Origin of the sequence: Micromonospora arida (assembly GCF_042873195.1) — a bacterium.
In the GTDB taxonomy this organism is placed as follows: Bacteria; Actinomycetota; Actinomycetes; order Mycobacteriales; family Micromonosporaceae; genus Micromonospora; species Micromonospora arida.
Map to the genome: position 1 here is coordinate 334,499 of NZ_JBIALC010000002.1, position 26,534 is coordinate 361,032.

Genomic DNA, 26,534 nt, shown 5'->3' on the forward strand with positions numbered 1-26,534 from the left:
GACTGGTGGCTGTCGACGGTCCTAGCGTCGACTCCGTGCTCACCTCCGCCGTCGCCGGCTTCTCGATCTCCATCGCGCTCATCGTCGCCATCGGCGCCCAGAACGCCTTCGTCCTACGTCAGGGCCTGCGACGCGAGCACGTCGTGCCCGTGGTGCTGACCTGCGCCGCGTCGGACGCGCTGCTGATCATGGCGGGAGTAGCCGGGGTCGGTTCGTTGGTGACCGGCCGACCGGGCCTGCTGATGGCGATCCGCTGGGGCGGTGCGGCCTTCCTGCTCTGCTACGCGGGGCTCGCCGCCCGCCGCGCCCTGCGTCCCGGCACTCTGCTGCCCACCGAGCGGCCGCCGGCCACGTTGGGGGCGACCCTGCTCGCCTGCGCCGCCTTCACCTACCTGAACCCGCACGTCTACCTGGACACCGTGCTGCTCCTGGGCAGCGTGGCCCAGCAACACCCGCACCGGTGGGTCTTCGGCGCCGGCGCCGCCCTGGCCAGTGTGGTCTGGTTCACCGCGCTCGGCGTCGGCGCGCAGCGCCTCGCACCGCTGCTCGCCCGCGCCGTCGCCTGGCGGGTGCTGGACGCGGTCATCGCCGTCGTGATGGCCGGGCTCGCCGTGGCACTCCTGCTGGGCTGACCGGTTCGTACCCGGCCGGGCTCGCCGTGGCACTTCCACCGGGCTACCCGGCACGTTCGGCAAGCGCCGACGACGCCACCGGGACCAGGACCGACGACGATGCGAGTGTTTTCCGCGACCACCAGCGGTGGAACTGGCCGCGAGCGGGAATGATTGTCGGGTGCGGTTCCTTCACGGCGCGGCTCCCGCGCACGACCTGACCTATACCGACGTCTTCATGGCGCCGGCCCGCTCCGACCTGGGCTCCCGACTCGACGTCGACCTTTCCACCGGCGACGGCACCGGCACCACAATTCCGTTGGTGGTGTCGAACATGACCGCGGTCGCCGGACGGCGGATGGCGGAGACGGTCGCCCGCCGGGGTGCCATCGCGGTGATTCCGCAGGACATTCCGATCGAGGTGGTGGCGGATGTCGTCGCCTGGGTCAAGCAGCGCCACCTGGTCTACGACACCCCCATCACGCTGGGCCCGACCGAAACCGTGGGCGATGCCATCCACCTGCTGCCCAAGCGCTCGCACGGTGCGGTGATCGTGGTCGACGACGCCGGTCGGCCGATGGGTGTGGTCACCGAGGCGGACACCGCGGGCGTGGACCGCTTCGCGCAACTGCGGCACGTGATGTCCACCGAACTGCACACCGTCCCGGCGGACGCGGATCCTCGTACCGGTTTCGATCTGCTCTCGGCGGGCCGTCGCCGACTCGCCCCGGTGGTGGATGCCGAGGGTCGGCTGGTCGGGGTGCTGACCCGACAGGGCGCGTTGCGAGCCACCCTCTACACACCGGCCGTGGACGACCGGGGTCGGCTTCGGATCGCGGCGGCCGTCGGGATCAACGGGGACGTGACCGGCAAGGCCGCGGCGCTGCTGGAGGCGGGGGTGGACACGTTGGTCGTGGACACCGCGCACGGCCACCAGGCACGGATGATCTCGGCACTTCAGGCGGTCCGGAAGCTGGACCCGGGGGTGCCGGTGGCGGCCGGCAACGTGGTCACCGCCGAGGGCGTACGCGACCTGGTGGAGGCGGGGGCGGACATCATCAAGGTCGGCGTCGGCCCGGGGGCGATGTGCACCACCCGGATGATGACCGGCGTGGGTCGACCGCAGTTCTCCGCCGTGCTCGACTGCGCGGCTGCCGCTCGCCAACTGGGCCGGCACGTGTGGGCCGACGGCGGGGTGCGGCACCCCCGGGACGTGGCGCTCGCGCTCGCCGCCGGCGCGTCGAACGTGATGATCGGCTCCTGGTTCGCCGGCACCTACGAGTCCCCCGGTGACCTCTACACCGACGCGGACGGCCGGCGGTACAAGGAGAGCTTCGGGATGGCCTCGGCTCGGGCGGTCAGCGCCCGAACCGCCGACGACAGCCCGTACGACCGCGCCCGCAAGGCGGTGTTCGAGGAGGGCATCTCCTCGGCCCGGATGCACCTGGACCCGGCCCGTCCCGGTGTCGAGGACCTGATCGACGAGATCATCGCCGGGGTACGCAGCGCCTTCACCTACGCCGGCGCACGGGACCTGACCCAGTTCCACGAGCGGGCCATCGTCGGCGTGCAGAGCGCCGCCGGCTTCACCGAAGGAATGCCCCTCCCCACCAGCTGGTAACCCCCCCACCCCCCAACCCCCACCCCCGACCTCGGCAAAGTTGATCATGAGGTTGTCGCGTCTCGCATCGGCGTGTCGTGGCGGTAACCTCATGATCAACCGAGGAGGGCCGGGGTCGGCCGGGTCGGCCGGGTCGGCGGGGGGACCTCGCTGTCAGGTCGACAGCCGGCGCAGCACGGCGCGGGCTGCCTCGCGGGGGTTGTCGCCCACGCGGTCGGGCAGTGCGCCGGCCAGCCAGAGGGTGGCGAAGCCGTGCGCGATCGACCAGGCCGCGAGCGAGTCCCGGTCGGTGTCGGCGGGCGCGCCGCCGCCGGGCAGCGCCGCCACTCCGGAGCGGAGCGCGGCGCCGGCCCGGCCCCGCGCCGCGATGAGCTCGGCGTCGTCGGCCCGGTAGAGCTCCGGCCGGAACATCACCTCGAAGTACGCACGGTGCGTGACGGCGAAGTCGACGTAAGCGACGCCGGCCTCCAACAGGTCGTCATCCGCCTCGGTCAACGTCTGGGCCAGCAGGTCGAAGCCCTGCGCGGCGAGCGCGGTGAGCAGGCCCGCCTTGTCTCCGAAGTGGTGTGCGGGTGCGGCGTGCGAGACACCGGCCCGGCGGGCCAGGTCGCGCAGGCTCAGCGCGGCGGGGCCGACCTCGCCGACGGCCTCCAGCGCCGCGGCGAGCAGGGCGCGGCGCAGGTCGCCGTGGTGGTAGGCGCGGGTGTCGGTCATGGGCGAATCCTATCTTGCCATTGACAAGATGCACCCTAGACGCGCAATCTTGTCACTGGAAAGTTTCACGGAGGAGGATTCCGATGGCACCCCTGATCGCCTTGATCGTCGGCACCGCGCTGGCCCGAATCGCCGGCCTGGTCGGCATCTCCGCACTGGACGGCTGGCATCCCGCGCTGCGCGTCGGGCTGGCCGTGATGTTCACGCTCACCGCCGTCGCGCACTTCGCCGGCCAGCGCCGCGCCGACCTGATCGCGATGGTCCCGCCCCGGCTGCCCTGGCCGGAGCTGCTGGTCACCATGACCGGCGTGCTGGAGCTTGTCGGCGCGGTCGGCCTCCTGGTGCCGGCGACCGCGCGGGTCGCAGCGGCCGGGCTCGGCCTGCTCATGCTCGCCATGTTCCCGGCCAACGTGTCGGCCGCCCGCCGCAAACTGACCCTCGCCGGCCGCCCGGTCACCCCGCTCGCACAGCGAACGATCTTGCAGGTCGTGTTCGTGGCCACCGCTGCGGCAATTTCGTTTGGCCCCTGACTATCAGGGGGCTAACCTACGTGTCGTGGAACTCGTGACCCTCCAGGACGTGCCGCTCGGCCGGCTGCTGGTGGTGGCCGGGCACCTGGTCGGGCAGCGGTGGAACCGCTACCTCGCCGAGGAGCACGGCCTCACCCAGGCCGGCATGATCACCCTGATGACGCTCGCCCGACACGGCGAGTTGCCGCACCGGGCGGTCGCCGAGAAGGGTTTCGTCCGGCCGGCGACCCTGACCGGCATCGTCGACACGCTCGAGCGCGACGGTCTGGTCGAGCGCCAGCGCGACGACAACGACCGACGCAGCATCCGACTCGCCATCACCCCCGCCGGGCGGGAACGGGTGGCCGCGCTCGGCGCGCTCATGCACTCCGGACGGCCCCTCACCTCGGTCGACGCCGACCCGGCGAAGGCCCAGGTGATCCGGGAGTTCCTGCTTGAGGTCATCGGTAGCGGAGACGACCCGCGGATGACCGGACGCCCTACCGAAACGAAGGACCCGGCGTGCTGATCCGACTCCTGCGCGGCCAACTGCGCACCTATCAGAGACCGTTGCTGGCGGTCGTGCTGCTCCAGTTCGTGGGCACCATGGCCTCGCTCTACCTGCCCAGCCTCAACGCGGACATCATCGACCAGGGTGTGGCCCGGGGCGACACCGACTACATCGTGCGCACCGGCGGCTGGATGCTGCTGGTCAGCCTCATCCAGATCGTCTGCTCGATCGCCGCCGTCTACCTGGGCGCCCGGGTCGCGATGGGCTTCGGCCGCGACGTACGCGCCGAACTGTTCGGGCACGTCAACCGCTTCTCCGCCCGCGAGGTGGCCCGGTTCGGGGCACCGTCGCTGATCACCCGCAACACCAACGACGTGCAGCAGGTGCAGATGCTCGTGCTGATGAGCTGCACGATGCTCGTCGCCGCACCGATCATGAGCGTCGGCGGCGTGTTCATGGCGTTGCGTGAGGACGTCGGGCTCTCCTGGCTGATGCTGGTCAGCGTGCCGGTGCTGGCCATCGCCCTCGGCGCGATCATCCGTCGGATGGTGCCGGGCTTCCGGCTGATGCAGACCCGCATCGACACGGTCAACCGGGTGCTGCGGGAGCAGATCACCGGCATCCGGGTGGTCCGCGCGTTCGTCCGAGAGCCGTACGAGACGGACCGCTTCGGCGTCGCCAACGCCGACCTGACCGCGACCGCGCTGCGTACCGGTCGGTTGCTGGCGTTGATCTTCCCGGTGGTCATGCTGGTGCTGAACGTCTCCAGCGTGGCGGTGCTCTGGTTCGGCGCGCAGCGGGTGGACGCCGGCGCGATCCAGGTCGGCGCGCTCACCGCGTTCCTGCAGTACCTGATGCAGATCCTGATGGCGGTCATGATGGCCACCTTCATGCTGATGATGGTGCCGAGGGCGGCGGTCTGCGCCGAGCGGATCGTCGAGGTGCTGGACACCGACTCCTCAGTGGTCCCGGCCGCCGCGCCGGTCACCGAGTTGCCCACCCGAGCCGAGTTGGAGCTGCGCGGGGTGCGCTTCCAGTACCCGGGCGCGGTGGAGCCGGTGCTGCGCGACATCTCCTTCCGGGCGACCCCGGGCACCACCACGGCGATCATCGGCAGCACCGGCGCGGGCAAGACGACGCTGCTGTCGCTGATCCCCCGCCTGGTCGACGTCACCGACGGCGCGGTGCTGGTCGACGGGGTGGACGTGCGGGAGTTGGCGCCGGACGAGCTGTGGCGACGCATCGGCCTGGTGCCGCAGCGGCCGTACCTGTTCACCGGGACGGTCGCCAGCAACCTGCGCTACGGCAACCCGGATGCCACCGACGAGGAGCTGTGGACGGCGCTGGAGATCGCCCAGGCCCGGGACTTCGTAGCCCAGATGCCCGGCGGGCTGGACGCCCCGATCGCGCAGGGCGGCACCACCGTCTCCGGTGGGCAGCGGCAGCGCCTGGCCATCGCCCGGGCCCTGGTCCGGCAACCGGAGATCTACCTCTTCGACGACTCGTTCTCCGCGCTCGACCTGGGCACCGACGCGCGGCTGCGAGCGGCCCTGCGGCCGGTCACCGCGCAGGCAGCGGTGGTGATCGTGGCCCAGCGGGTCTCCACGATCATCGACGCCGATCAGATCATCGTCCTGGAAAACGGAGGGGTCGTCGGAGTGGGACGACATGCGGAGTTGTTGGACACCTGCCCGACCTACGCCGAGATCGTGGCCTCGCAGCAAACCACGGAGGTGGCGGCGTGAGCGAGCGTGACGAGCCGCGCACCGCGGCCGTACCCAGTCAGAAGCCGGGCGGCGACGGACGGACGCCGGATGAGACCGCGCAGCAACCCGGCGGGGCATCCGCGCCGGAGGCCGGCAGTGGCGCGCCGACGCCGAAGCGGCTGCCGCCCGGCCGTCAGGGCGGCGGCCCAGGATGGATGAGCGCCGGGATGCCCGCCGAGAAGTCGATGAACTTCGGGCCGTCGGCCCGACGGCTGCTCGGCCGGCTGCGCTCGCACCGACTGCACCTGGCCGCGATCATCACGTTGGCCGTGGTGAGTGTCGGGTTCAGCGTGGCCGGGCCGAAGATCCTCGGCCACGCCACCGACCTGATCTTCACTGGGGTGATCGGTCGGCAACTGCCCGCCGGCACCACCGCCGAGCAGGCCGTCGCGGCAGCCCGGGCCAGCGGCAACGACAGCTTCGCCGACATGCTGGCAAGGATGGACGTGGTGCCCGGGGTGGGCATCGACTTCAGCGCCCTGAGTCGGGTGCTGCTGTTGGCGCTCGGGCTCTACCTCGCGGCGAGCCTGCTGTCCTGGTGGCAGGGTTGGCTGCTCAACGGGGTGGTCCAGCGCACCGTGCTGCGGCTGCGCGCCGAGGTGGAGGAGAAGCTCAACCGGCTGCCGCTGCCCTACTTCGACAGACAGCCGCGCGGTGAGTTGCTCAGCCGGGTCACCAACGACATCGACAACATCTCCACCAGCCTCCAACAGACCCTCAGCCAGTTGCTGACCTCGCTGCTGACCGTCGTCGGCGTGCTGGCCGTGATGTTCTGGATCTCGCCGGTGCTGGCCCTGGTGGCCCTGGTCGCGGTGCCGTTGTCGGTGCTGGTCACCCAGCGCATCGCCAAGCGCTCGCAGAAGCAGTTCATCGCCCAGTGGACGCACACCGGCGAGTTGAACGGTCAGATCGAGGAGGCGTACACCGGTCATGAGCTGGTGAAGGTCTTCGGCCGGCAGCGTGAGGTCGAGGCCGCGTTCCACGCGAAGAACGAGGAGCTGTTCCGGGCCAGCTTCGGGGCGCAGTTCATCTCCGGGATCATCATGCCGTCGATGATGTTCATCGGAAACCTGAGCTACGTGGCGATCGCCGTGGTCGGCGGGCTGCGGGTCGCCTCCGGCACGATGAGCCTCGGTGACGTGCAGGCGTTCATCCAGTACTCCCGCCAGTTCACCCAGCCGCTCACCCAACTCGCCTCGATGGCCAACCTGCTCCAGTCCGGGGTGGCCTCGGCCGAGCGGGTCTTCGCGGTGCTCGACGCGGACGAGCAGACCCCCGACCCGGTCGCGCCGGCCCGGGTCACCGATCCGCACGGTCGGGTCGAGTTCGAGCACGTCTCGTTCCGCTACGAGCCGGACAAGCCGCTGATCGACGACCTGTCGCTGGTGGCCGAGCCCGGACACACCGTGGCCATCGTCGGCCCGACCGGCGCCGGCAAGACCACCCTGGTCAACCTGGTGATGCGGTTCTACGAACTGGACGCCGGCCGGATCACGCTCGACGGGGTGGACATCACCACGATGCGCCGGGACGACCTGCGCGGCCGGATCGGCATGGTCCTCCAGGACACCTGGCTGTTCGGCGGCACCATCCGGGACAACATCGCCTACGGGCGGCCGGACGCGACCGAGGAGGAGATCCTCGCCGCCGCCCGGGCCACCTTCGTGGACCGGTTCGTGCGCAGCCTGCCCGACGGCTACGACACCGTCATCGACGAGGAGGGCAGCAACGTCAGCGCCGGCGAGAAGCAGCTCATCACCATCGCGCGGGCGTTCCTCGCCGAGCCGTCACTGCTGATCCTCGACGAGGCCACCAGCTCGGTGGACACCCGCACCGAGGTGCTGCTGCAACGGGCGATGGCCGCGCTGCGCTCGGACCGCACCAGCTTCGTGATCGCGCACCGGCTCTCCACCATCCGCGACGCAGACCTGATCCTGATGATGGAGGACGGTCGGATCGTCGAGCAGGGCACCCACGAGCAGTTGCTCGCCGCCCAGGGCGCGTACCACCGGCTCTACCGCTCACAGTTCACCGGCGCGGCGGTCGACGAGGAACCGGCCGCCCAACCGGCGTCGGTCTGAGGTCGGGCGGCCGTGCGCGCGAGACGATCGGTGGGCGTGTCAGTCCGACGGCAGCAGGTCGGTCGCGCGGGCGTCGACCTGCCCGCCGATCAGGGCGAGAGCCGCGTCGGCGGGCATCGGAGCCAGGGCGCGGCCGCCGCGCAGGCGCAACGCGAGGTGCCCGTCAGCCACCTCCCGGGCACCCAACACCCCGAGGTACGGGACGCGGCGGCGGGCCGCGTCCCGGACCCGGGCACCCAGCGAGCCGGCGGCGTCGACCTCGACCCGCAGGCCGGCGTCGCCCGCCCGTCGAGCCAGGCCGGCCGCCGCGTCGGCCTGGCCGTCGCCGACCGGCAGCAGCACCAACTGGACGGGCGCGTACCAGGCCGGGAACGCCCCCTCGTGCACCTCGATGAGGTACGCGAACAGCCGCTCCATGCTGCCGACCAGGCTGCGGTGCACCATGACCGGCCGACGACGGCTGCCGTCCGAGTCGGTGTACGACAGGTCGAACCGTTCCGGCTTGTCGAAGTCCAGTTGGATGGTGGAGATGGTCGACTCCCGGCCGGCGGCGTCCACGATCTGAATGTCGATCTTCGGACCGTAGAAGGCAGCCTCCCCCGGTGCTTCGACGTACTCCACCCCGGCCAGCGCCTCCCGGAGCAACTCCTCGGCGCGGGCCCACTGGGCGTCGTCGCCGACGTACTTCTCGCCCGGCCCGCGCAGCGACAGCCGGAACCCGGCCGGCCGGACACCGAGCGCGGCGTGCGCGGCACGGATCAGCCCGAGGATCTCGACGACCTCCGCGCCGACCTGCTCGGGGGCGCAGAAGGTGTGCGCGTCGTTGAGCGAGATGGCGCGGACCCGGGACAGCCCGCCGAGCACCCCGGAGCGCTCCGAGCGGTACATCCCGCCCAGCTCCGCGATCCGCAACGGCAACTCCCGGTAGGAACGGCCCCGCGCCCGGAAGACCAACGCGTGGTGCGGGCAGAGCGCCGGCCGGAGCACGAACTCGTCGTCGGCGCTCAGCCGCATCGGCGGGAACATGTCGTCGGCGAAGTAGCCGAGATGGCCGGAGAGTTCGAAGAGTTCCCGCTTGCCCAGCGGCGGCGAGTAGACGTGCTGGTGGCCGGAGCGGCGCTCCAACTCCCGGACGTACTCCTCGACGGCGTGCCGGGCTGCGGCGCCGGCCGGCAGCCAGATCGGCAGGCCGGCACCGGCCAGCGGGTCGGACACGAAGAGGTCCAGCTCGCGGCCGAGCCTACGGTGGTCGATCATGTCGGGCTCCTGGATCGGGTACGACCCGGAGGCGACCTGAGCTCCGTTCGGCGCGCTGCCCTCGGGGGCGGATCGCCCCGGGGCCTGGTCGACGGTGGTTACGTCAGAGCGGCGCGCCGGGGACACCCGGCGTCGTGGTCATCACTACCGCGCTGCGCATACGGCGACCGTACCCGCGCGACGTTCGGGGATGCACCCGGATTTGCGGCGGAAGGGTGGGCCGCCGGCGCGGGACCCGCCGGCGGCCCTGGCGGCCGAATCGTCAGGAACGGGGGACCCGACGGGCGTGGCCGCGCCGACAACGGTACGCCGACGAACGGCGTTCTGCCGCCCGCCTCGAACGGGTGGAACAGCCTCCGAACCCGTCACCCGGCAGCGATCGGCCTCGTTGTAGCTGGGTGGCCCAGTCGTGTCGACGGTCACGACGGGCCGGGGCCGTCCACGGTGACGCCGGACACGACGTCAGGCTCAAGACACCCAATCGGCCGCATCCGGCGAGGTGGCAGGCGTGCCCGAACTTCTGACTGACGTCGCGTCGCCGACGTGGGCGTACCTGGTGCTGCTCGCGCTGCTGATCGCGGACGCCTTCGTGCCGGTGATCCCCACCCAGATCGTCATGATCACCAGTGGTGCGCTCACCGTCTACGGCGGGCTCAGCCTGCCGGTCACCATCGCCGTCGGCGCGCTCGGCGTATTCGCCGGCGACCTGGCCTGCTACCTGCTCGGGCGCAGCGCACCGGACCGGCGGCCACCCCGGCACGCCGAGCTGAGCCGCGCCCGCCGGGTGGCCAGCCGGGTCACCCAGGGGCTACGACAACCCGGGCCGCTGGTCATCCTGCTCTGCCGGTTCGTGCCCGGCGGTCGGATGGCGGCCTGCTTCTCAGCCGGGCGCAGCCGCTACCCGTACCGCCTGTTCGTGCTCTACGAGGCCGTCGCCGCGCTGGGCTGGGCCACCTACGGCGCGCTGGTCGGGCACCTGGGCGGCACCGCACTCACCGAGTCGGCCTGGCGGCTGGCCATCATCGCCACTGCCGCGGCGGCCGGCTTCGCCGCGGCCGGGTGGGCGATGACAGTGGTCAGCGCCCGCCACGCCCGCGCCGCCGCCGCCGCAGTCGACGTCCCCATCGACTGAGTGTCGCGCCCCAGCCTCCGCGATCTTGCACTTACTGTCCCGGCAATTGGGGCATGCCGCACATACGAACAACCGAAGATGCAAGATCGCGGCGGGTTGGCAACAGTCCTCTAGGGGTGGTCCCGGGGGTCGATTTCGGTGGCTGTCCCGGATTCGGCTGGGGTGTCTGCGGCGACAGGCTGAGGCATGCCTGTTACCCGGAGTACCGGCCTACTGGCCCTGGTCGGGATCGCCCTGGCGGCGCTGCTCACCGTGATCGGCCACCTCGAAGTCAACGACGACCTCAACCCCTGGGCGTTGACCATCAGCGACTTCGCGGTCTCCGACCGGGGTGGCGTCATCGACATCGCCATGGTGGTGCTCGCGCTCGCCACAGTGGCGTTGCTGTACGGACTACGCCACGCCAGCCCACCCCGGCCGCGCTCCGGTCGAACGGTCGAGCTGCTGCTCGGCGCATGGGTGGGTGGGCTGCTGCTGGCCGCCGTGGTGCCGACGAACGAGCCGGGCACCGCCATGACCACCGCCGCCTACCTGCACCGGTACGCGTCGGTGATCGCCTTCCTGGCGTTGCCGGTCGCCGGTTGGTTGCTCGCCCGGCGACCCGACCTGACGCCCGCCGCCCGGACGCTACGCGCCCTGGTCCTGTTGAGCCTGGCCCTGGCGGCGGCGATGATCTGGTCCGCCTACCCCGGCGACCGGATGCTCATCGGCCTGGCCGAACGTCTCCTGATCCTCGCCGAGGTGGCGGTCCTGGTGACGGTAGCGACGAGCCTGACCCGGCCCGCACACGCCGATCATGGAGTTGTGGTGCCTCACAAAAGGGGTGTGGCAGCGTGAAACGGCCACCACGAGCCCATGATCGACGAGAACGGTTGGGTCACTCCAACTCGTGCAGCATGAGCTGGCGGGCCGCCTCGGTGATGGAGCCGGACAGCGACGGGTAGATGGTGATGGTCTGGGCCAGCTCGTTGACCGTGAGGTTGTTCTCCACCGCCATGGTGATGGGCAGGATCAGCTCGCTGGCCTTCGGAGCAACCACCACACCGCCGATCACCTGGCCGCTGGCGGGACGGCAGAACAGCTTCACGAAACCGTCGGAGAGGTCGTCCATCTTGGCCCGGGCGTTGCCGGACAGCGGCAGCATCACCTGCCGGGCCGGCACCTTGCCCGCGTCCACCTCGTCCTGCGAGACACCCACTGTGGCCAGCTCCGGGTCGGTGAAGACGTTCGCCGCGACGGTACGCAGCCGCAGCGGGCGGACCGCCTCGCCGAGCGCGTGCCACATGGCGATCCGGCCCTGCATGGCGGCGACGCTGGCCAGCAGCAGCACGCCGGTGCAGTCGCCGGCGGCGTAGATACCGGGCACGTTGGTCCGGGAGGCCCGGTCGACCGTCAGGTAGCCGCCCCGGCCCAGCTCCACCCCGTACTCGGTCAGACCCAGGTTCGCGGTGTTCGGGATGGAACCGACGGTGATCAGCGCGTGTGAGCCGGTCACCTTGCGGCCGTCGGAGAGCTCCACCTCGACGCCGTCGGCGGTACGCCGCACCGCGTCGGCCCGGGAGTTGTTGAGGATCTCCATGCCCCGGTTGCGGAACACCCGCTCGATGGCGGAGGCGGCGTCGGCGTCCTCGTGCGGCATCACCCGGTCCCGGCTGGAGACCAGGGTCACCTGGACCCCCATCGCCAGGTACGCGCTGGCGAACTCCGCGCCGGTCACACCGGACCCGACCACGATCAGGTGCTCGGGCAGCTCCGGCAGGTCGTACACCTGTCGCCAGGTCAGGATGCGCTCACCGTCCGGAACGGCGGTGGGCAGCTGACGGGGCGTCGAGCCGGTGGCCACCAGCACGGTGGACGCGTCGATCGAGTACTCCGCGCCGCCGTCGGCGGGGGTGACGACGACCCGGTGGGTGTGCCCGAGGGAGTCCTCGCCGAGCCGGGCGGTGCCGGCCACGAAGGTGACCCCCGCCTTCAGCAGCTTGGCGTGGATGTCCGCGGACTGCGCCAGGGCCAGCCGCTTGACCCGCCCGTGCACCGCCCGCGCGTCGACGGTGACCGCCTCCAGGCCGTCCGAGTGCACCCCGAACTCCTCGGTGTCGCGGTAGCCGGTGACCACCCCCGAGCTGGCGATGAAGGTCTTCGACGGTACGCAGTCGGAGAGCACGCAGGCACCGCCGGCACCGTCGGCCTCCACCACTGTGACATCGGCGTCCAGCTGGGCGGCGACCAGTGCCGCCTCGTACCCGGCCGGCCCCCCGCCGATGATCACGATCCGGCTCACAGCTTTCGCCCTTCGTCCATGCTCATAGTGACTTTCTTCTCCCGAGCGCATTCGACACGCACTGTCGTATTCTCCCCCACCCGTCGGCCGGGCTATCGTCATCGCCGTGCGTCATCACGCCGCCTACGGCTCAAATCTCGACCCTGCCCGGATGCGCGCCTACTGTCCGCATTCGCCGATGGTTGGCACCGGCTGGCTGGAGGGCTGGCGGCTGACCTTCGCCGGGGCGGACGTGATCGGCTGGGAGGGTGCGGTGAGCACCCTGGTCGAGTCTCCCGGTGACCGGGTCTTCGTGGCGCTCTACGACATCCACCCCTACGACGCCGGCCAACTCGACGAGATCGAGGGGGTGACCGCCGGCACGTACCGCAAGCTGCACGTGCGGGTCTCCACCCTCGACGGCGACGTGACCGCGTGGATCTACGTCTTCAACGGGTACGAGGGTGGCCTGCCGACCTCGTGGTATCTGTCGGAGATCGCGAACGCCGCCGAGAAGGCGGGCGCCCCGGACGACTACGTCACCGAGTTGCGGGCCCGCCCCACCGGCACCGCCTCGCCGTAGCAGCGCGTATCGCACCCCACCAGTCTGCTACCGCTGTCGAGCGGAGCGCCGGCCGGGCCGGACCGGGGTCGTCAATCACACACCGGCCGCCGGAACGGCAAGTTCGTACATGTCGGTCCACTGGGTCTCCCGCAGGCCCACCGACCGGTACAGCGACAGCGGGGCGGTCGGGTTGGTGAGGTCGACGCCCAGGCCGACCGCCCGTCGCCCCTTCTCGGCGTAGCGGGCGAAGGCGCGGCGCAGCAACGCCGCACCCACTCCCCTGCGCCGGTACGCGGACAGCACCGACAGGCTCTTCACCCAGCCCGACTGCTGATCGAGCGCCTGGTCGGAGGACTGCAACGCGCCGACCGGCACCCCGTCCACCTCGGCGACGAACCACTCGTCCCAGGCGGTCAGGTCGCCGATCCGGGCCCGCCACCGCTCGTACGACAGCGGCTCGTGGTCCGGGGTGTCACCGAAGGCGGCCTCGTAGATCCGGTGGAACTCCACCAGGTCGGCCTCGTCGTCCGGGCGGACCGGCCGCACCGTGACGGCCGATGGACCGGCCGGTTCGTCGGGTAGGTCGTCCAACGGCCGGCTCATCCGGACGTACCGCTTGACGAGGGTGAACCCGAGCCCGCGTAGGGCGTGTTCCCAGTCACGTTCCGGGGCGAAGACCGCGCAGCGGACGGTGAGCGACGGCAGCCCCCGCTCGGCAGCGCGCTCGGCGACCCGGTCCAGTTGGCGGAGCAGCAACGGCGCGCGGACGACGGCGGCCCGTACCGGATCGACGTAGACCTCCACGAACTCCCGACCCACGCCGGTCGGGTTGTCCACCGTCGCCCAGCCGACCACGGTGTCGTCCGGATCGATAGCCAGCCAGGAGTCCCGGGTCGGGTCGAAGTGAGGGGCGGTCAGCGACGCCGCGACGTCCTCGGCGTCGAAGTCGGGATGGCCGATGGCGAAGGTGTCGGCGGCGTGCACCACAGCGAGGATCGCCGACACGTCGTCGAGGGTGGGTCGGCGCGTCGTCCAACCAGCGGGAAGGGTCACGGCAGGACATCCTGGCAGCCCCTCGGCTGCGGCGCCGCCCATTTTTTCGGCCGACGAAAGGCTCAGCCGAGGTCGGCCCGGGTGCGGTGCAGCAACTCCACCAACTCCGCGCCATCGGCGGGCCCGAGGGCCGTGAACGCCGGCGCGGCCAGCCGGTTGGTCACCGCCTCCGCCCAGAGCCGGCGGCGCACCAGCGGCCCGATCGGCGGGTACGGCGGCGGCCAGCCACAGGCCACCGCCCCGGCCTCGCCCTCCGGCCCGGCCAGCACGGCTTCCAGCGGGGTCATCCCGGCGGCACGTACCGCCAGCAGGTAGGCGCCGGTGAAGTGTTCCCGGAGCAGCCGCAGCCCGGCGGCGCTGCGAGCCCCGGCCGAGAGATCGGGAAGCGGCATGGCCCGCCACGCGGCGAAGAGCGGCATCCCACTGGCCTCCGCCGCCACCACGGCCCGCTCGACGAGCGCCGACAGGCGCTCGGTGCCGGGCAGGGGGCCGAGCCGCTGCGCCCCCCACCGGCAGCATTCGGCGAGGCTCGCGGCGGCCACCTCGAACGGCGGAACGACCCGGGCGGCGGCGTCCCAACCGTCGGCGACCGCGTCCGGGGCGATGAACCCGAGTGCGGCGGCGGCCGTCTCGGCCCGCACACCGCCGAGCGCGCCGGCCCGGCCGCTGATGTAGAAGGCCCAGCCGGAGATGCCGAGCAGTCGGGCCCGGCGCAACGTGGTCGGGTCCCGGCTGAAGGCGTCGCCCAGGTCGAGCACGACGGGCTTACTTGCGGCCGCGACCTGCTCCGGAGTCACCGCGCCGCCCCGCTCGGGCAAACCGACCCGGCGACCACGACCACGCCCCGACCCGGGGCCACTCGCCGTGTACGGCCCGCACACTCGTCGTCGTCCATCGATGGTCAGTCTGCCGCGCCACCGCCCGCGTCCGCATCCCCCTCTTCGGCCGCCAGTGCCTCGACCGCCGCCTCGACCTCACCGGCGCGCCGCCGGGCCACGGTGACCGCCCGCTCGGCGGCACGCCGGGCGAGCTTGGCCCGGCTGAGGTCCTGCTCGGCGACCGCGCGCCGCCGCTCCAGCTCGGCCAGCTCGGCCTCAAGACGATCGAGTACGGCCGCACCGTCGTGCTCCTGGCCGGTCGCCTCGGTCAGCTCGGTCTCGGCCCGCTCCTGGTCGGCCTGGGCCTTCGCCAACTCCCGGTCCAGGGCGCGGCGCTGCCGGGCCCGCTCGGCTCGGGCCGCCCGCTGTGCGGCCCGTTCGGCCTGCTCGGCCGCCCGGTCCGTACGGGGTGCCGCCTCGGGACGGCCCCGTTGGGGGCCGGGTCGGCGGGCCGGGCGTTCCTCCTCACGTTCCTCGTCATCGCCGGTGACCAGCCGCAGTTGCGGCCGGGGCACCTCACCGAAGCCGGCGTAGCTGGCCGCCCGCAGCAGGCGGCCCGCCCGCACCTGCTCGGCGACCTCGACGTCGGAGAACGCGGCGTTCAGCGTCGCCTCCACCTCGGCCAGGGGCAGCCGGCTCGCCGGTGGCGCGTCCGGCTCGGCCGCGGCGAGCTTGCGAACCTCGGCGACCAGGGCGCCGACCACCGCCCGGCGCTGCGCGGACAACTCCCGCAGTCGGGGCCCACGCAACTCCCGCTGGGCGACTCGCAGTGCGTCGGCGAGCTGCACCAGATCGGCGACCAGTTCCGGGCGTCGGATGGCGAGCAGGTTCACCAGCCAGGCGGCCACCGTCGGTCGACGCAGCCGGGCCAGTTGCCGGGCGGTGGTCGGGTCGCCGGCTTGGCGGGCCTCGGCCACAGCGGCGTCCCGGGCGGCCACGAACCGGTCCGGTGGGGTGCGGTAGAGCTGCTGCACCAGCTCCGCGGAGAGGCCGGGCATCGGGTCAGACGTCCACCCGGCTACCGGGCTCCAGTCGCTGGTATTCGGTGCCGGACATCGCGGTGTACTGCCGGTCGAGCACGCTCAGCCCGTTGTCGTTGAGCAACGCGTCGTGCAGGGCGTACGCGCGCCGCGGTGCGACCGCGCGGATGAAGTCGACCACCTCGGAGAACTTGGACCAGGGCGCGTGGATCGGTGCGAAGAGCGTGTCGACGGGTGTCTCGTCGGGCACCACCAGGGAGTCTCCCGGGTGGTAGACCACGTCGTTGATCAGGTAACCGAGGTTGTCGATCACCGGGATGTCGGGGTGGATCACGGCGTGCCGCCCCCCGTACGCGCGCACCGCGACCCCGGCGGCGGTGAACGACTCACCGACGCTGACCGGGCGCAGCACGTCGGCCGCGTCGCCCAGGGTCTCTCCGAGTGAGGCGGGCCCGTGGATCGGGAAGGGCTGTCGGTCGAGTTGGAGGCGCACCGCTGCCAGGTCGAGGTGGTCGGGGTGTTCGTGGGTGATCAGCACCGCGTCCGCACCGTCCAGCGCCGCCGCGGCGTCGCCGAACACCCCGGGGTCGACGACGAGCACTCCCCCGTCGTGTTCCACCCGAAGGCAGGAGTGGGCGTACTTGGTGAGCCGCATCGTGACTCCTCGATTATCGAATCGTGACGTCCTCAGCGCAGTCTGCCGGAACCAGCCGGTGTGCGCGTCGCGTCCGAGCTATCGCCACACCGGTTGACGACGATGGGAGCGGGGATGGACGGACAGGTGGGAAGACGCCGCAATGCGCTGCTGGCGGCGACGACACTGGCGGCGGCCCTGGCGCTGACGGGGTGCGGTGCCGGCGACAGCGGGGCGCAGGACAACGCGGGCACGGCGGCCGAGGCGCCAGCCGCCAACGGCGGCGAGGTGGCCCGGGACGCCGCCGCAGGCGCACCGGAGGGGGCCGGTGCCGGCGCACCGGACCTACGGGTCGACCAGCGGGCGATCATCTACACCGGAAAGATGCGGGTGCAGGTGAACGATGTGGACTCTGCCGCCCGCGAGGCCACCGCCGTGGCCACCCAGGCCGGCGGCTTCGTCGGCGGCGACCAGCGACACAGCGCCGACGCCGACGCGGTGGCGGAGTTGGAGTTGCGGGTGCCGGCGGCGAAGTTCACCGGCGTGGTGGAGGAGATCGCGAAGCTCGGTCGGCAGCAGAGCCGGGAGATCAACACTCAGGACGTCACCGAGGAGACGGTCGACCTGGAGGCCCGGATCACCAGTCAGCGGGCCCGGGTGGAGAGCGCCCGCCGGTTGCTGTCCCGAGCCACCTCGATCACCGACCTGGTGTCGCTGGAGAACGAGTTGGGTCGACGGGAGGCCGACCTGGCCTCGCTGGAGGCCAAGAAGCGACGCCTGGCCGACCTGACCGCCCTCTCCACGATCACCGTGTCGCTGGCCGGGCCGGCGGCGAAGGACACCGAGGAGAAGGCCGAGACCGGCTTCCTGGTCGGGCTCAGGGGCGGCTGGAAGGCGTTCGTCGTCTCGATGACCGTCCTGCTCACGGTGCTCGGGGCACTGCTGCCCTGGCTGGTGGCGCTGGGCGTACCGCTGGTGGCGCTGCTGGTGGTGCTGCGCCGACGGCGCAAGCCCTCGGCTCCGATCGCGCCGGTCAGCGCGCCGCCGCCAGTGCCCGCAACGCGGTCTGCACCATGACGCGGACGCCGACCGCGATGGACCGCTCGTCCACGTCGAAGCTCGCCCGGTGCAGGTCGACGTTGGGGCCGGAGCGACCCACGCCGAGCCGGGCGAGGGCGCCGGGGACGTACTCCAGGTACCAGGAGAAGTCCTCGCCGCCCATGCTCTGCGGTGTCTCGGCGATCCCGTCCGGGCCGAGGGCGGCGGCGGTGGCGGCGGTCAGCACCTGGATGGCGCGGGCGTCGTTGCACACCGGCGGTCTGCCGCGCAGGTATTCCAGGTCGACGGTCGCACCGGTCGGCGCGATCACGTCCCGCACCACCTGAGCGACGATCTTGGGAGCCTGCTCCCAGGTGTCGCGGTCCATCACCCGGAGGGTGCCGGACGCGCTCGCCTCGGACGGGATGACGTTGTAGCGGGTGCCGGCCGAGGCGTGGCCGAAGACCAGCAGCAGGCCGCTGTTGGCCGGCACCCGACGACTGACGAGGGCCGGCACCTCGGTGATCAGCCGACCGAGCGCGTCGACCATGTCCACGGTCAGGTGCGGGCGGGCGGTGTGCCCGCCTGGGCCGGAGAGTCGGACGGTGACGTTGTCGGCGGCCGCGGTGATCGGGCCGACCCGCAGGCCGACCTGGCCCACCGGCAGGTTCGGGTCGCAGTGCAGCGCGAAGATCTGCACCACGTCGTCCAGGCCGCCGGCCTCGATGACCTCCAGCGAACCGCAGGGCAGGATCTCCTCGGCCGGCTGGAAGATGAGCCGGACCCGACCGTCCAGCTCACCGAGGTCGGCGAGCTGGGCGAGCAGCATGCCGACGCCGAGCAGGACCGTGGTGTGCACGTCGTGCCCGCAGGCGTGGCAGACGCCCTCCACGGTCGACCGGTACGGGACGTCCTTGGGATCGTCCAGCGGTAGGGCGTCGATGTCGGCGCGCAGCGCCACGACCGGGCCGTCCGGTCTGCCGTTGACGTCGCAGATCACGCCGTTGCCCTTGGGCAGCAGGCGCGGGTTCAGCCCGGCCAGCGACAGCTCCCGGGCGATCAGCGCGGCCGTCTCGAACTCGTTGCCGGAAAGCTCCGGGTGCGAGTGGAGGTGACGGCGCGTAGCGATCAGCCCCGGTACCCGGAGCGCGAGAAGGTGGTCCAGCTCGCGGGGCAGGGGCTGGGATCCCGGTGGCGTCTCCGGCCAGGACGACGCCAGCTGGCCGCCTGTGGGCAGCGTCAACGCACTCGTCACGTCGAATTCTCGATCACTAGGAATGGATGGATCATCGGGGACAGCAGACAGCCTAGACCTCCGACGGTGACGCTGCGCAACCTCGTTACGGTAATGATCGGACCGCACAGAGTCACGTATGCCCTGCTGGGGGCGCTCGTCAAGGCGCGGGACAGCAGGTAGATCACGGTCAAACGCCGTCATCAGCCCCTCACCTCCTACAACGCGTAACCGAGCGCGGCAGTCACGAATCCCGGCGCCGGTCGGAGACCCGTTGCCAAATTGTCGCATTAGTCGGGGTGATGAACTGACACTCCGACAATTAGCCGACCACACACCGCAACGAGCCGGATAAGGACGCTCACACGCACCCACCCACCGTGGGCGCACAGGGTGTGCGTCCCGGCTCAACCGACCGGATACCCGCTGAGAGCGCCGGACACACCGCGCCCCGAGGCCGCCGCCGCCCCCGGGGTGCTCAGAATCGGTCGGTGGGCCGGTACAGCCCCCACACCTCGCGCAACGTCCCGCAGACCTCACCCACTGTCGCGCGGGCCCGCAGCGCCTCCTTCATCGGGTACAACACGTTCTCCGTGCCCTCGGCGGCGGCCCGGAGATCGGCGAGCGCCCGCGTGACCGCGTCGGCGTCCCGCTCGGAGCGCAGCCGGGCCAGCCGGTCGGCCTGGGCCGCCTCGATCGTCGGGTCGACCCGCAGCGGCTCGTACGGCTCCTCCTCGTCCACGGTGAACCGGTTGAGCCCGACCACCACCCGTTCCCCCGAGTCGATCTCCTGGGCGATCCGGTACGCGGACTGCTCGATCTCCCGCTTCTGGAACCCGGCCTCGATCGCGTCCACCGCCGAGCCGTGGTCGGTCACCCGCTCCATCAACTCGACGGCGGCGGCCTCGATCTCGGCGGTCATCGCCTCCACCACGTACGACCCGGCGAACGGGTCGACGGTGGCGGTCAGGTCCGTCTCGTAGGCCAGCACCTGCTGGGTACGCAGCGCGAGCCGGGCCGCCTTCTCGGTGGGCAGCGCGATCGCCTCGTCGAAGCTGTTGGTGTGCAGCGACTGGGTGCCACCGAGCACGGCACCCAGACCCTGCACCGCCACCCGAACCAGGTTCACCTCCGGCTGCTGGGCGGTGAGCTGCACGCCCGCGGTCTGGGTGTGGAACCGCAGCATCATCGACTTCGGATCCTTGGCGCCGAAGTCGTCGCGCATCAGCCGGGCCCAGATCCGCCGGGCGGCGCGGAACTTCGCCACCTCCTCCAGCAGCGTGGTGCGGGCCACGAAGAAGAACGACAGCCGGGGCGCGAAGTCGTCGACGGCGAGCCCGGCGGCCAGCGCGGCCCGTACGTACTCCACCCCGTTGGCCAGGGTGAACGCGATCTCCTGCGCGGGCGTCGCGCCGGCCTCAGCCATGTGGTAGCCGGAGATGGAGATGGTGTTCCACTTCGGCACCTCGCTGCGGCAGTACGCGAACGTGTCGGCCACCAGGCGCAGCGACGGCTTCGGCGGGAAGATGTACGTCCCCCGGGCGATGTACTCCTTGAGGATGTCGTTCTGGATGGTGCCGTTGAGCGCCGTGCCCGGCACCCCGTTCTCCTCGGCGACGAGTTGGTAGAGCAGCAGCAGCACCGAGCCGGGTGCGTTGATGGTCATCGAGGTGGACACCTTGTCCAGGGGGATGTCGGCGAAGAGCAGCCGCATGTCCTCGATGGAGTCGATCGCGACACCCACCTTGCCGACCTCGCCGTGCGCGATCGGCTCGTCCGAGTCGTAGCCCATCTGGGTCGGCAGGTCGAACGCGACCGACAGGCCCATCGTGCCGGCCCGCAACAGCTGGTGGTATCGCGCGTTGGACTCGGTGGCGGTGCCGAAGCCGGCGTACTGGCGCATGGTCCACGGGCGGGAGGTGTACATGGTGGGGTAGACACCCCGGGTGTACGGGAACTCGCCCGGGCTGCCGAGCCGGGAGTCCAGGTCCTCCGGAAGGTCGGCCTCCGTGTAGACGCCGTTGATCGGGAAACCGGACTCACTTGACCGCCGTTGGTTCATCCCCGGATGGTAGGACGCCTGGCCACGTCCTCGGGTGAGGGATACCGCACAGTGCGTCCCGACCGGTCGACACCAGGTGAACGACAGGGCACGTTCTGTCGACTTCGATAAACGTCCGTCGCGTCGGCTTTCGCATCGGGCGTCGGAACCAGCAAGATAGGGGGGTTGTGTCCCAGCCCCCCTCGATTTCCCCCGGTGGCTTTTCTGTGACTCAGATCCCGACGTGGAGCGGCGGACCAGTTAGTCCCGCCAACGGACGAGCGGCGCCCGGCACCACCATTGGTGGCCGGTACTCGCTGCGATCCTCGGTGGGCAACGGCGGCATGGGCACGGTGTGGCGCGCCACAGACACCCTGCTGCGCCGTGACGTGGCGGTGAAGGAGGTCGTCCTGCCCCCGGGGCTGGCCCCCAGCGACCGCGACGCGATGTACGAACGCACCCTGCGTGAGGCGCGCGCCGCCGCCGCCATCCAGCACCCCGCTGTGGTGCAGGTGTACGACGTGGTCACCGAGGCCGGTCGGCCGTGGATCGTGATGGAGCTGCTGGACGCCCGCAGCCTCGCCGACATGGTGATCGAGGACGGGCCGGTCGCGCCCCGCGCCGTCGCCAAGATCGGCATCGCGCTGCTCGGCGCGTTGGAGGTCGCGCACGCGATCGGCGTGCTGCACCGCGACGTCAAACCCGCAAACGTGCTGATCTGCACCGACGGGCGCTGCGTGCTGACCGACTTCGGGGTCGCCCGGATGCCCACCGACGTGCAGCTCACCACCCCCGGCATGGTGCTCGGTTCGCCGCACTTCATCTCGCCCGAGCGGGCCATGGGCCAGGAGTTCGGCCCGCCCAGTGACCTCTTCTCGTTGGGTGTGACGCTCTACACCGCGGTCGAGGGGCGGCCCCCGTTCGACAAGGGCGACCCGATCGAGACCATGCACGCCGTGGTGGAGGACCCACCCGCCCCACCGCAGCGCAGCGGCCCGCTGACCCGGGTGCTGATGGGTCTGCTCGAGAAGGACCCGGCGCGCCGACTCGACGTGCACACCTCCCGGGCCATGCTGCGCGAGCTGCTCGCCGGCCCGCTGGGCAGCACGGCGACGGCTGTGCACTCGGTCACCGACCCGTACGCCGTGGTGCCGGTGCAGCAGCGCCCCATCCCCGTCCTCCCGCCGGCCCAGCCGGAGCCGAAGCCGGACAGCCAGATCGGTGGCAAGGCGATGCTGGCCCCGGGCGAGTCCCTGACCGACCGGCTGGCCTCGCCGCGCCGGGGCGAGCGCCCGCAGGCGACTTCCGCGGCCGGCGCCACCGGTGGGCTCGACGAGACCAGCGCCGACGCGTTGGCCGGCCCGCTGCACACGCCGACCGGCGCGATGCCGACTACGGGCCGACCGGCGGCCGGGCGCACCTACGGCGGCAACGCGGACGCCACCCAGCGGGTGGACGCCGGCGGGCACCCCGACGCCACCCAGCGGGTCAGCTACGGCAGCCCGGCCGATGCCACCCAGCAGGTCGGGTACGGCGGCGCACCGGAGGCCACCCAGCGCGTCGGCGGCACCTACGGCGGCGGCAACCAGTGGTCGGTGCCGGGCACCGGCCAGCCCTGGGCCACCGCGCCCGCCGCTTCGGGCGGCAGCGCGCTGGACAAGGTCCGGGCCACCGGTGGTCAGCTCGTCACCACGGTCAAGGGCTGGCCGCGCAAGGTGCAGCTCGCCGCAGCCGGCGGGTTGGTCGTCGTGCTGCTGCTCACGGCGGTGGCGCTCTCCGGCGGCGAAGACCCCCCGCCGAACACCCCGGCCGCGCAGCCCACCACGGCCGCCCCGGCGGCTCCCACTGTCGAGATGCAGGAGCACACGGCCCGCGGAATCCAGGTCATGGTGCCGAAGGGCTGGAAGAAGGCCACCGGTGGCTCGTACACCGACTACATCGACCCGGCGGACAGCGGCCGCAAGGTCCGCATCATCACCGAGAAGTGGAGCAGCAGCTCCGTCCGGTGGGCCGAGACGGCCGAGAACGGCCTCAAGACCCGGAGCACCTCCTGCGTCAAGCCGTACAACCAGATCTCCTCCACCGAGACGGAGCTGGCCAGCAAGCCGGCAGCCGAGTTCGAATACACCTGCGGCGAGGGTGACGCGATGCGGCACGGCGTCTGGCGGGGCGTGGCCCAGGACGGCAAGGCGTACTCGTTCTACCTCACCGCCACGGACGCCAAGTTCGCGGAGAGCAAGCCGATCTTCGACGAGATGACGCGGACGTTCCAGCTCACCGGGAACGGCTGAGCCGGAGGGAACGCACAGGGGTGATCCGTCGCCGTGCTATCAAGGGGCATGGCGGCGGACACCACTGACATCGACGACATTCGCGAGCAAGCCCGGCGTTGGCTGGCCGACGACCCCGACCCGGCCAGCCGGGACGAGCTGACGGCGGTGCTCGACGGGCTTCCGGCGAGCGCCCCGGAGCTGGCCGACCGGTTCGCCGGCCCGTTGACCTTCGGCACGGCGGGCCTCCGCGGCCCGCTGCGCGCCGGCCCGAACGGCATGAACCTCGCCGTGGTCACCCAGGCCGCTGCCGGCCTGGTCACCTGGCTCGCGGCCCAGGGCGGCACCGGCCCGCTGGTGATCGGGTACGACGCTCGGCACGGCTCCCGGGAGTTCGCCGAGCGCACCGCCCAGGTGGCCACCGGCGCTGGCCGCCCGGCGCTGCTGCTGCCCCGCCCGCTGCCCACCCCGGTGCTGGCGTACGCCGTGCGGCACCTCGGCGGTGTCGCCGGGGTGATGGTCACGGCCAGCCACAACCCGCCGCAGGACAACGGCTACAAGGTCTACCTGGGCGCGGAGCTGGGCGGCGAGTTGGGCGCCGGCGCCCAGATCGTGCCACCCGCCGACGCCGGCATCGAGGCGGCCATCCGATCGGTCGGGCCGCTGGCCCAGGTGCCGTTGGGCGAGCCCGGTCAGGTGCTCGGCGACGACCTGGTCGCCTCGTACGTCGAACGGGCCACAGCGGTGATCGACCCGGACGGGCCACGGGACCTGACGGTGGCGTACACGCCGCTGCACGGGGTGGGCGCTGCGGTGCTCACCGCCGCCTTCGCCCGCGCTGGCTTCCCGACCCCCGGGGTGGTGCCCGACCAGGCCGAACCGGACCCGGCGTTCCCCACCGTGTCGTTCCCCAACCCGGAGGAGCCGGGTGCGGTGGACCGGCTGATCGCCCTGGCCGACTCCACCGGCGCGGACCTCGCCATCGCCAACGACCCGGACGCCGACCGTTGCGCGGTGGTCGTCCGGGACGACCGCGACGGCTGGCGGATGCTGCGCGGCGACGAGGTGGGTGTCCTGCTCGCCGACCACCTGATGCGCCGGGGGGTGACCGGGCTCTACGCCACCACCATCGTGTCGTCGTCACTGCTGCGGGCGATGTGCGCGGCCCGGGGCCTGCCCTACGACGAGACGCTGACCGGCTTCAAGTGGATCGTGCGGGCCGGGGGTGGAAGCGCGCCGCTGGTCTTCGGCTACGAGGAGGCGCTCGGCTACTGCGTGGCCCCGGAACACGTCCGGGACAAGGACGGCATCACCGCCGCGCTGACCGTGGCCGAGTTGGCCGCCGGCCTGAAGACGCAGGGGCGCACGCTGACCGATCGGCTGGACGAGCTGGCTGCCGAGTTCGGCGTGCACCACACCGACCAGCTCTCCGTCCGGGTGGACGACCTGCGGGTCATCGCCGACGCGATGGCGCGGATCCGGGCGGACACCCCGACCACTCTGCTCGGGCAGTCGATGGACAGCGCCCGGGACCTGCTGCCCGAGTCGGACGTGGTGATCCTGCGGACCGCGACGGCCCGGGTGGTGATCCGCCCGTCCGGCACCGAGCCGAAGCTCAAGGCGTACCTCGAGGTGGTGGAACCGGTCGTGGACGGTGACGTGCCGACGGCCCGCAGCAGGGCGGCGTCGGCCGTCGCCGCGCTCCGCGCCGAGGTCAGCGCTGCCCTGGGCATCTGAGCCCCGCAGCACCCAGCCACAACAAGTCCGCCCTTTGCTCTGCACCCGCGGAAGCGCCATTCGACTGTCGTCCGGTGGCGCCTGGGCGGGTGCAGAGCAAAGGGCACGTCGAGCGGGGTCGACCCGACGGTCAGCGGCGCGGGCCGAGGGCCTGGTCGACGGCCCTGGCCAGGGCGGCGACGACCAGGCCGACCGACGGGCGGACCACCGAATTGTCGGTGCTCACCTCGCCGGAGAACCCGGCGCCGGTGGCGATCTCCGTCAGCCGGCGGCGGGCGTCGGCGGCGGCCTCTCCGCTCACCCCGAGCGCGGACTCCATCCGGAGCACCACGACCAGGGTGGCCAGCGCGGCGGTCCGCTCGTCCGGGGCTGCCGCGCCGGTCAGCGCCTCGGCCAGCCGCTGGCGGGTCTCCGCCTCGACGGAGGTGTCCACGACCGGGTAACGGTGCACGTGGATGAAGCCCAGCTCGGTCTCGTCGACGTCCCGGACGACGCCCTGCCGGCACAGGTCGGCGAGGATCCGGTCGCGCAGGCCGTGCCGCAGACGCTGCACCCAGGACGCCGGGGTGTGCGGGGTGTCGCCGGCGATCCGGCCGAGGACATCGTCGCTGAACGGCTCGCCGGTCGGCGTCGGGTCGACCACCGTCAGGGACCCGTCGGCGTACGCGATCCGGCCGGCCAGGGCCAACTCGACCAGCACCGCGGCGGCCATGCCCAGGTCCAGGCTGATCCGTGGCATGGTCGCCTTGCCGGTCGTGTCGTCGTAGGCGAGGAGCAGCAACTCCTCGGCGAGCGCAACACCAGTCATGGCCGGAGACGGTAGCGGGTCCGCGCACCCCGCGCACGGACCCGCCGGACCCGGCACCGACCGGGTTTCGCCTCAGAAGCGGGGCATGCCACCGAACTGGCGGTCGCCGGCGTCGCCGAGGCCGGGGACGATGAACATGCGGTCGTTGAGACCCTCGTCGATCGAGGCCGTGACCAGGCGCAACGGCAGGCCAGAGCGCTCCAGCCGCTCGATGCCGACCGGGGCGGCGAGCACACAGAGCACTGTGATGTCGGTACAGCCCCGATCGGCCAGCAGCCGACAGGAGTGCTCCAGCGAACCACCGGTGGCCAGCATCGGGTCGAGCACCAGCACCGGCAGCCCGGCCAGGTCGCGTGGCAGCGACTCCATGTACGCGCGAGGCTCGTAGGTCACCTCGTCGCGGGCCAGGCCCACGAAACCCATCGACGACTCGGGCAGCAGGCCCAACGCGGCGTCCGCCATGCCCAGCCCGGCGCGCAGCACCGGGACCAGCAGCGGCGGGTTGGCCAGCCGGGTGCCCTCGGTGCCGGTGACCGGCGTCTGCACCGGGTACCGCTCGACGGGGAAGGTGCGCGCCGCCTCGTACACCAGCATGGTGGTCAGTTCGTGCAGCGCCGCCCGGAACGTCGAGGAATCGGTGCGCGCGTCCCGCATGGCAGTCAACCTGGACTGGGCCAACGGGTGGTCAATGACGTGTACGTCCACGATCGCTCAACCTACCGGTCCGTACCGCGCGGCGGTGCGGGTGCGGTCGGACCAGGGACGCCGCTCACGTCGACACGTCGTCGAGCGGTCGTGAGCAAGATCACTCGGCGGTCTCGTGCGTAGACTTCT

General features: G+C 71.9%; 23 protein-coding genes. 12 read left to right on the forward strand and 11 right to left on the reverse strand.

Annotated elements, in window-relative coordinates:
- The first annotated feature begins 35 nt into the window (after positions 1-35).
- Positions 36-632 (forward strand): LysE/ArgO family amino acid transporter, encoded by a 597-nt coding sequence (locus ACFYP0_RS08180; RefSeq protein ID WP_356977920.1) that lies wholly within the window; start codon positions 36-38, stop codon positions 630-632.
- Positions 633-792: 160 nt separating this feature from the next.
- Positions 793-2,232: a GuaB1 family IMP dehydrogenase-related protein gene (locus ACFYP0_RS08185; protein ID WP_124858029.1), complete on the forward strand. Its 1,440-nt coding sequence runs from the start codon at positions 793-795 to the stop codon at positions 2,230-2,232.
- Between the two features lie 153 nt (positions 2,233-2,385).
- Here the strand turns inward: ACFYP0_RS08185 and ACFYP0_RS08190 are convergent, their stop codons facing one another.
- Positions 2,386-2,946 carry a TetR/AcrR family transcriptional regulator gene (locus tag ACFYP0_RS08190; RefSeq protein ID WP_355493914.1) on the reverse strand — a complete coding sequence of 187 codons (561 nt, stop codon included), beginning with the start codon at positions 2,944-2,946 and terminating at the stop codon, positions 2,386-2,388.
- An 83-nt stretch (positions 2,947-3,029) separates the two neighbouring features.
- Between ACFYP0_RS08190 and ACFYP0_RS08195 the strand changes: the two genes are divergently transcribed.
- The 4 genes from ACFYP0_RS08195 to ACFYP0_RS08210 all read left to right on the forward strand — a co-directional run bounded on the left by ACFYP0_RS08195 (position 3,030) and on the right by ACFYP0_RS08210 (position 7,813).
- On the forward strand, positions 3,030-3,476 hold the full coding sequence (locus ACFYP0_RS08195) for a DoxX family protein (protein ID WP_356977918.1): 447 nt from the start codon (positions 3,030-3,032) through the stop codon (positions 3,474-3,476).
- Positions 3,477-3,501: 25 nt separating this feature from the next.
- Positions 3,502-3,984 (forward strand): MarR family winged helix-turn-helix transcriptional regulator, encoded by a 483-nt coding sequence (locus ACFYP0_RS08200; protein ID WP_091394443.1) that lies wholly within the window; start codon positions 3,502-3,504, stop codon positions 3,982-3,984.
- Entirely contained in the window at positions 3,978-5,711 is a 1,734-nt protein-coding gene (locus ACFYP0_RS08205) for an ABC transporter ATP-binding protein (protein ID WP_355493912.1), read from the forward strand. The genes ACFYP0_RS08200 and ACFYP0_RS08205 overlap by 7 nt, the downstream gene beginning before the upstream one ends.
- Before the next feature lie 176 nt (positions 5,712-5,887).
- A complete protein-coding gene (locus tag ACFYP0_RS08210; protein ID WP_355493962.1) occupies positions 5,888-7,813 on the forward strand; it encodes an ABC transporter ATP-binding protein in 1,926 nt (641 codons plus the stop codon).
- Positions 7,814-7,852: 39 nt separating this feature from the next.
- Here ACFYP0_RS08210 and thrS read toward each other — a convergent pair whose 3' ends face one another.
- Positions 7,853-9,070, reverse strand: a complete 1,218-nt coding sequence (gene thrS / locus ACFYP0_RS08215; RefSeq protein ID WP_355493911.1) for a threonine--tRNA ligase — start codon at positions 9,068-9,070, stop codon at positions 7,853-7,855.
- 508 nt (positions 9,071-9,578) lie between these two features.
- On the opposite strand from thrS, the gene ACFYP0_RS08220 reads away from it, so the two are divergent.
- Positions 9,579-10,202 (forward strand): DedA family protein, encoded by a 624-nt coding sequence (locus tag ACFYP0_RS08220; RefSeq protein WP_350862187.1) that lies wholly within the window; start codon positions 9,579-9,581, stop codon positions 10,200-10,202.
- Between the two features lie 186 nt (positions 10,203-10,388).
- Positions 10,389-11,039: a DUF998 domain-containing protein gene (locus ACFYP0_RS08225; protein WP_355493910.1), complete on the forward strand. Its 651-nt coding sequence runs from the start codon at positions 10,389-10,391 to the stop codon at positions 11,037-11,039.
- A gap of 40 nt (positions 11,040-11,079) precedes the next feature.
- Here ACFYP0_RS08225 and ACFYP0_RS08230 read toward each other — a convergent pair whose 3' ends face one another.
- Positions 11,080-12,483, reverse strand: coding sequence for an NAD(P)H-quinone dehydrogenase (locus ACFYP0_RS08230; RefSeq protein ID WP_124862003.1), 1,404 nt, complete (start codon positions 12,481-12,483; stop codon positions 11,080-11,082).
- 106 nt (positions 12,484-12,589) lie between these two features.
- Here ACFYP0_RS08230 and ACFYP0_RS08235 point away from each other — a divergent pair, with 106 nt between their 5' ends.
- Positions 12,590-13,045 carry a gamma-glutamylcyclotransferase gene (locus ACFYP0_RS08235; protein WP_091394460.1) on the forward strand — a complete coding sequence of 152 codons (456 nt, stop codon included), beginning with the start codon at positions 12,590-12,592 and terminating at the stop codon, positions 13,043-13,045.
- Positions 13,046-13,120: 75 nt separating this feature from the next.
- Here ACFYP0_RS08235 and ACFYP0_RS08240 read toward each other — a convergent pair whose 3' ends face one another.
- From ACFYP0_RS08240 to ACFYP0_RS08255, 4 genes are all read right to left on the reverse strand, one after another.
- Positions 13,121-14,080: a GNAT family N-acetyltransferase gene (locus ACFYP0_RS08240; RefSeq protein ID WP_355493909.1), complete on the reverse strand. Its 960-nt coding sequence runs from the start codon at positions 14,078-14,080 to the stop codon at positions 13,121-13,123.
- Between the two features lie 62 nt (positions 14,081-14,142).
- Entirely contained in the window at positions 14,143-14,877 is a 735-nt protein-coding gene (locus ACFYP0_RS08245) for an SCO6745 family protein (RefSeq protein WP_355493908.1), read from the reverse strand.
- 104 nt (positions 14,878-14,981) lie between these two features.
- On the reverse strand, positions 14,982-15,956 hold the full coding sequence (locus tag ACFYP0_RS08250; protein ID WP_355493907.1) for a hypothetical protein: 975 nt from the start codon (positions 15,954-15,956) through the stop codon (positions 14,982-14,984).
- Positions 15,957-15,960: 4 nt separating this feature from the next.
- Positions 15,961-16,593 carry an MBL fold metallo-hydrolase gene (locus ACFYP0_RS08255; protein WP_355493906.1) on the reverse strand — a complete coding sequence of 211 codons (633 nt, stop codon included), beginning with the start codon at positions 16,591-16,593 and terminating at the stop codon, positions 15,961-15,963.
- Positions 16,594-16,686: 93 nt separating this feature from the next.
- On the opposite strand from ACFYP0_RS08255, the gene ACFYP0_RS08260 reads away from it, so the two are divergent.
- A complete protein-coding gene (locus ACFYP0_RS08260; RefSeq protein ID WP_355493905.1) occupies positions 16,687-17,649 on the forward strand; it encodes a DUF4349 domain-containing protein in 963 nt (320 codons plus the stop codon).
- On the opposite strand, the gene ACFYP0_RS08265 is transcribed toward ACFYP0_RS08260, so the two are convergent.
- Both ACFYP0_RS08265 and ACFYP0_RS08270 read right to left on the reverse strand, forming a co-directional pair.
- Positions 17,606-18,865 (reverse strand): amidohydrolase, encoded by a 1,260-nt coding sequence (locus ACFYP0_RS08265; protein ID WP_124862023.1) that lies wholly within the window; start codon positions 18,863-18,865, stop codon positions 17,606-17,608. The genes ACFYP0_RS08260 and ACFYP0_RS08265 overlap by 44 nt on opposite strands.
- 457 nt (positions 18,866-19,322) lie before the next feature.
- A complete protein-coding gene (locus tag ACFYP0_RS08270; protein ID WP_355493904.1) occupies positions 19,323-20,906 on the reverse strand; it encodes an acyl-CoA mutase large subunit family protein in 1,584 nt (527 codons plus the stop codon).
- Positions 20,907-21,112: 206 nt separating this feature from the next.
- On the opposite strand from ACFYP0_RS08270, the gene ACFYP0_RS08275 reads away from it, so the two are divergent.
- Positions 21,113-23,176, forward strand: coding sequence for a serine/threonine-protein kinase (locus ACFYP0_RS08275; RefSeq protein WP_355493903.1), 2,064 nt, complete (start codon positions 21,113-21,115; stop codon positions 23,174-23,176).
- A gap of 48 nt (positions 23,177-23,224) precedes the next feature.
- Complete coding sequence (locus ACFYP0_RS08280; protein WP_355493902.1) at positions 23,225-24,892, forward strand: phospho-sugar mutase; 1,668 nt, start codon at positions 23,225-23,227, stop codon at positions 24,890-24,892.
- A gap of 130 nt (positions 24,893-25,022) precedes the next feature.
- Here ACFYP0_RS08280 and ACFYP0_RS08285 read toward each other — a convergent pair whose 3' ends face one another.
- Entirely contained in the window at positions 25,023-25,700 is a 678-nt protein-coding gene (locus ACFYP0_RS08285) for a GOLPH3/VPS74 family protein (protein ID WP_355493901.1), read from the reverse strand.
- Positions 25,701-25,772: 72 nt separating this feature from the next.
- Complete coding sequence (gene upp, locus ACFYP0_RS08290; protein ID WP_124862038.1) at positions 25,773-26,405, reverse strand: uracil phosphoribosyltransferase; 633 nt, start codon at positions 26,403-26,405, stop codon at positions 25,773-25,775.
- Between the last annotated feature and the right edge of the window lie 129 nt (positions 26,406-26,534).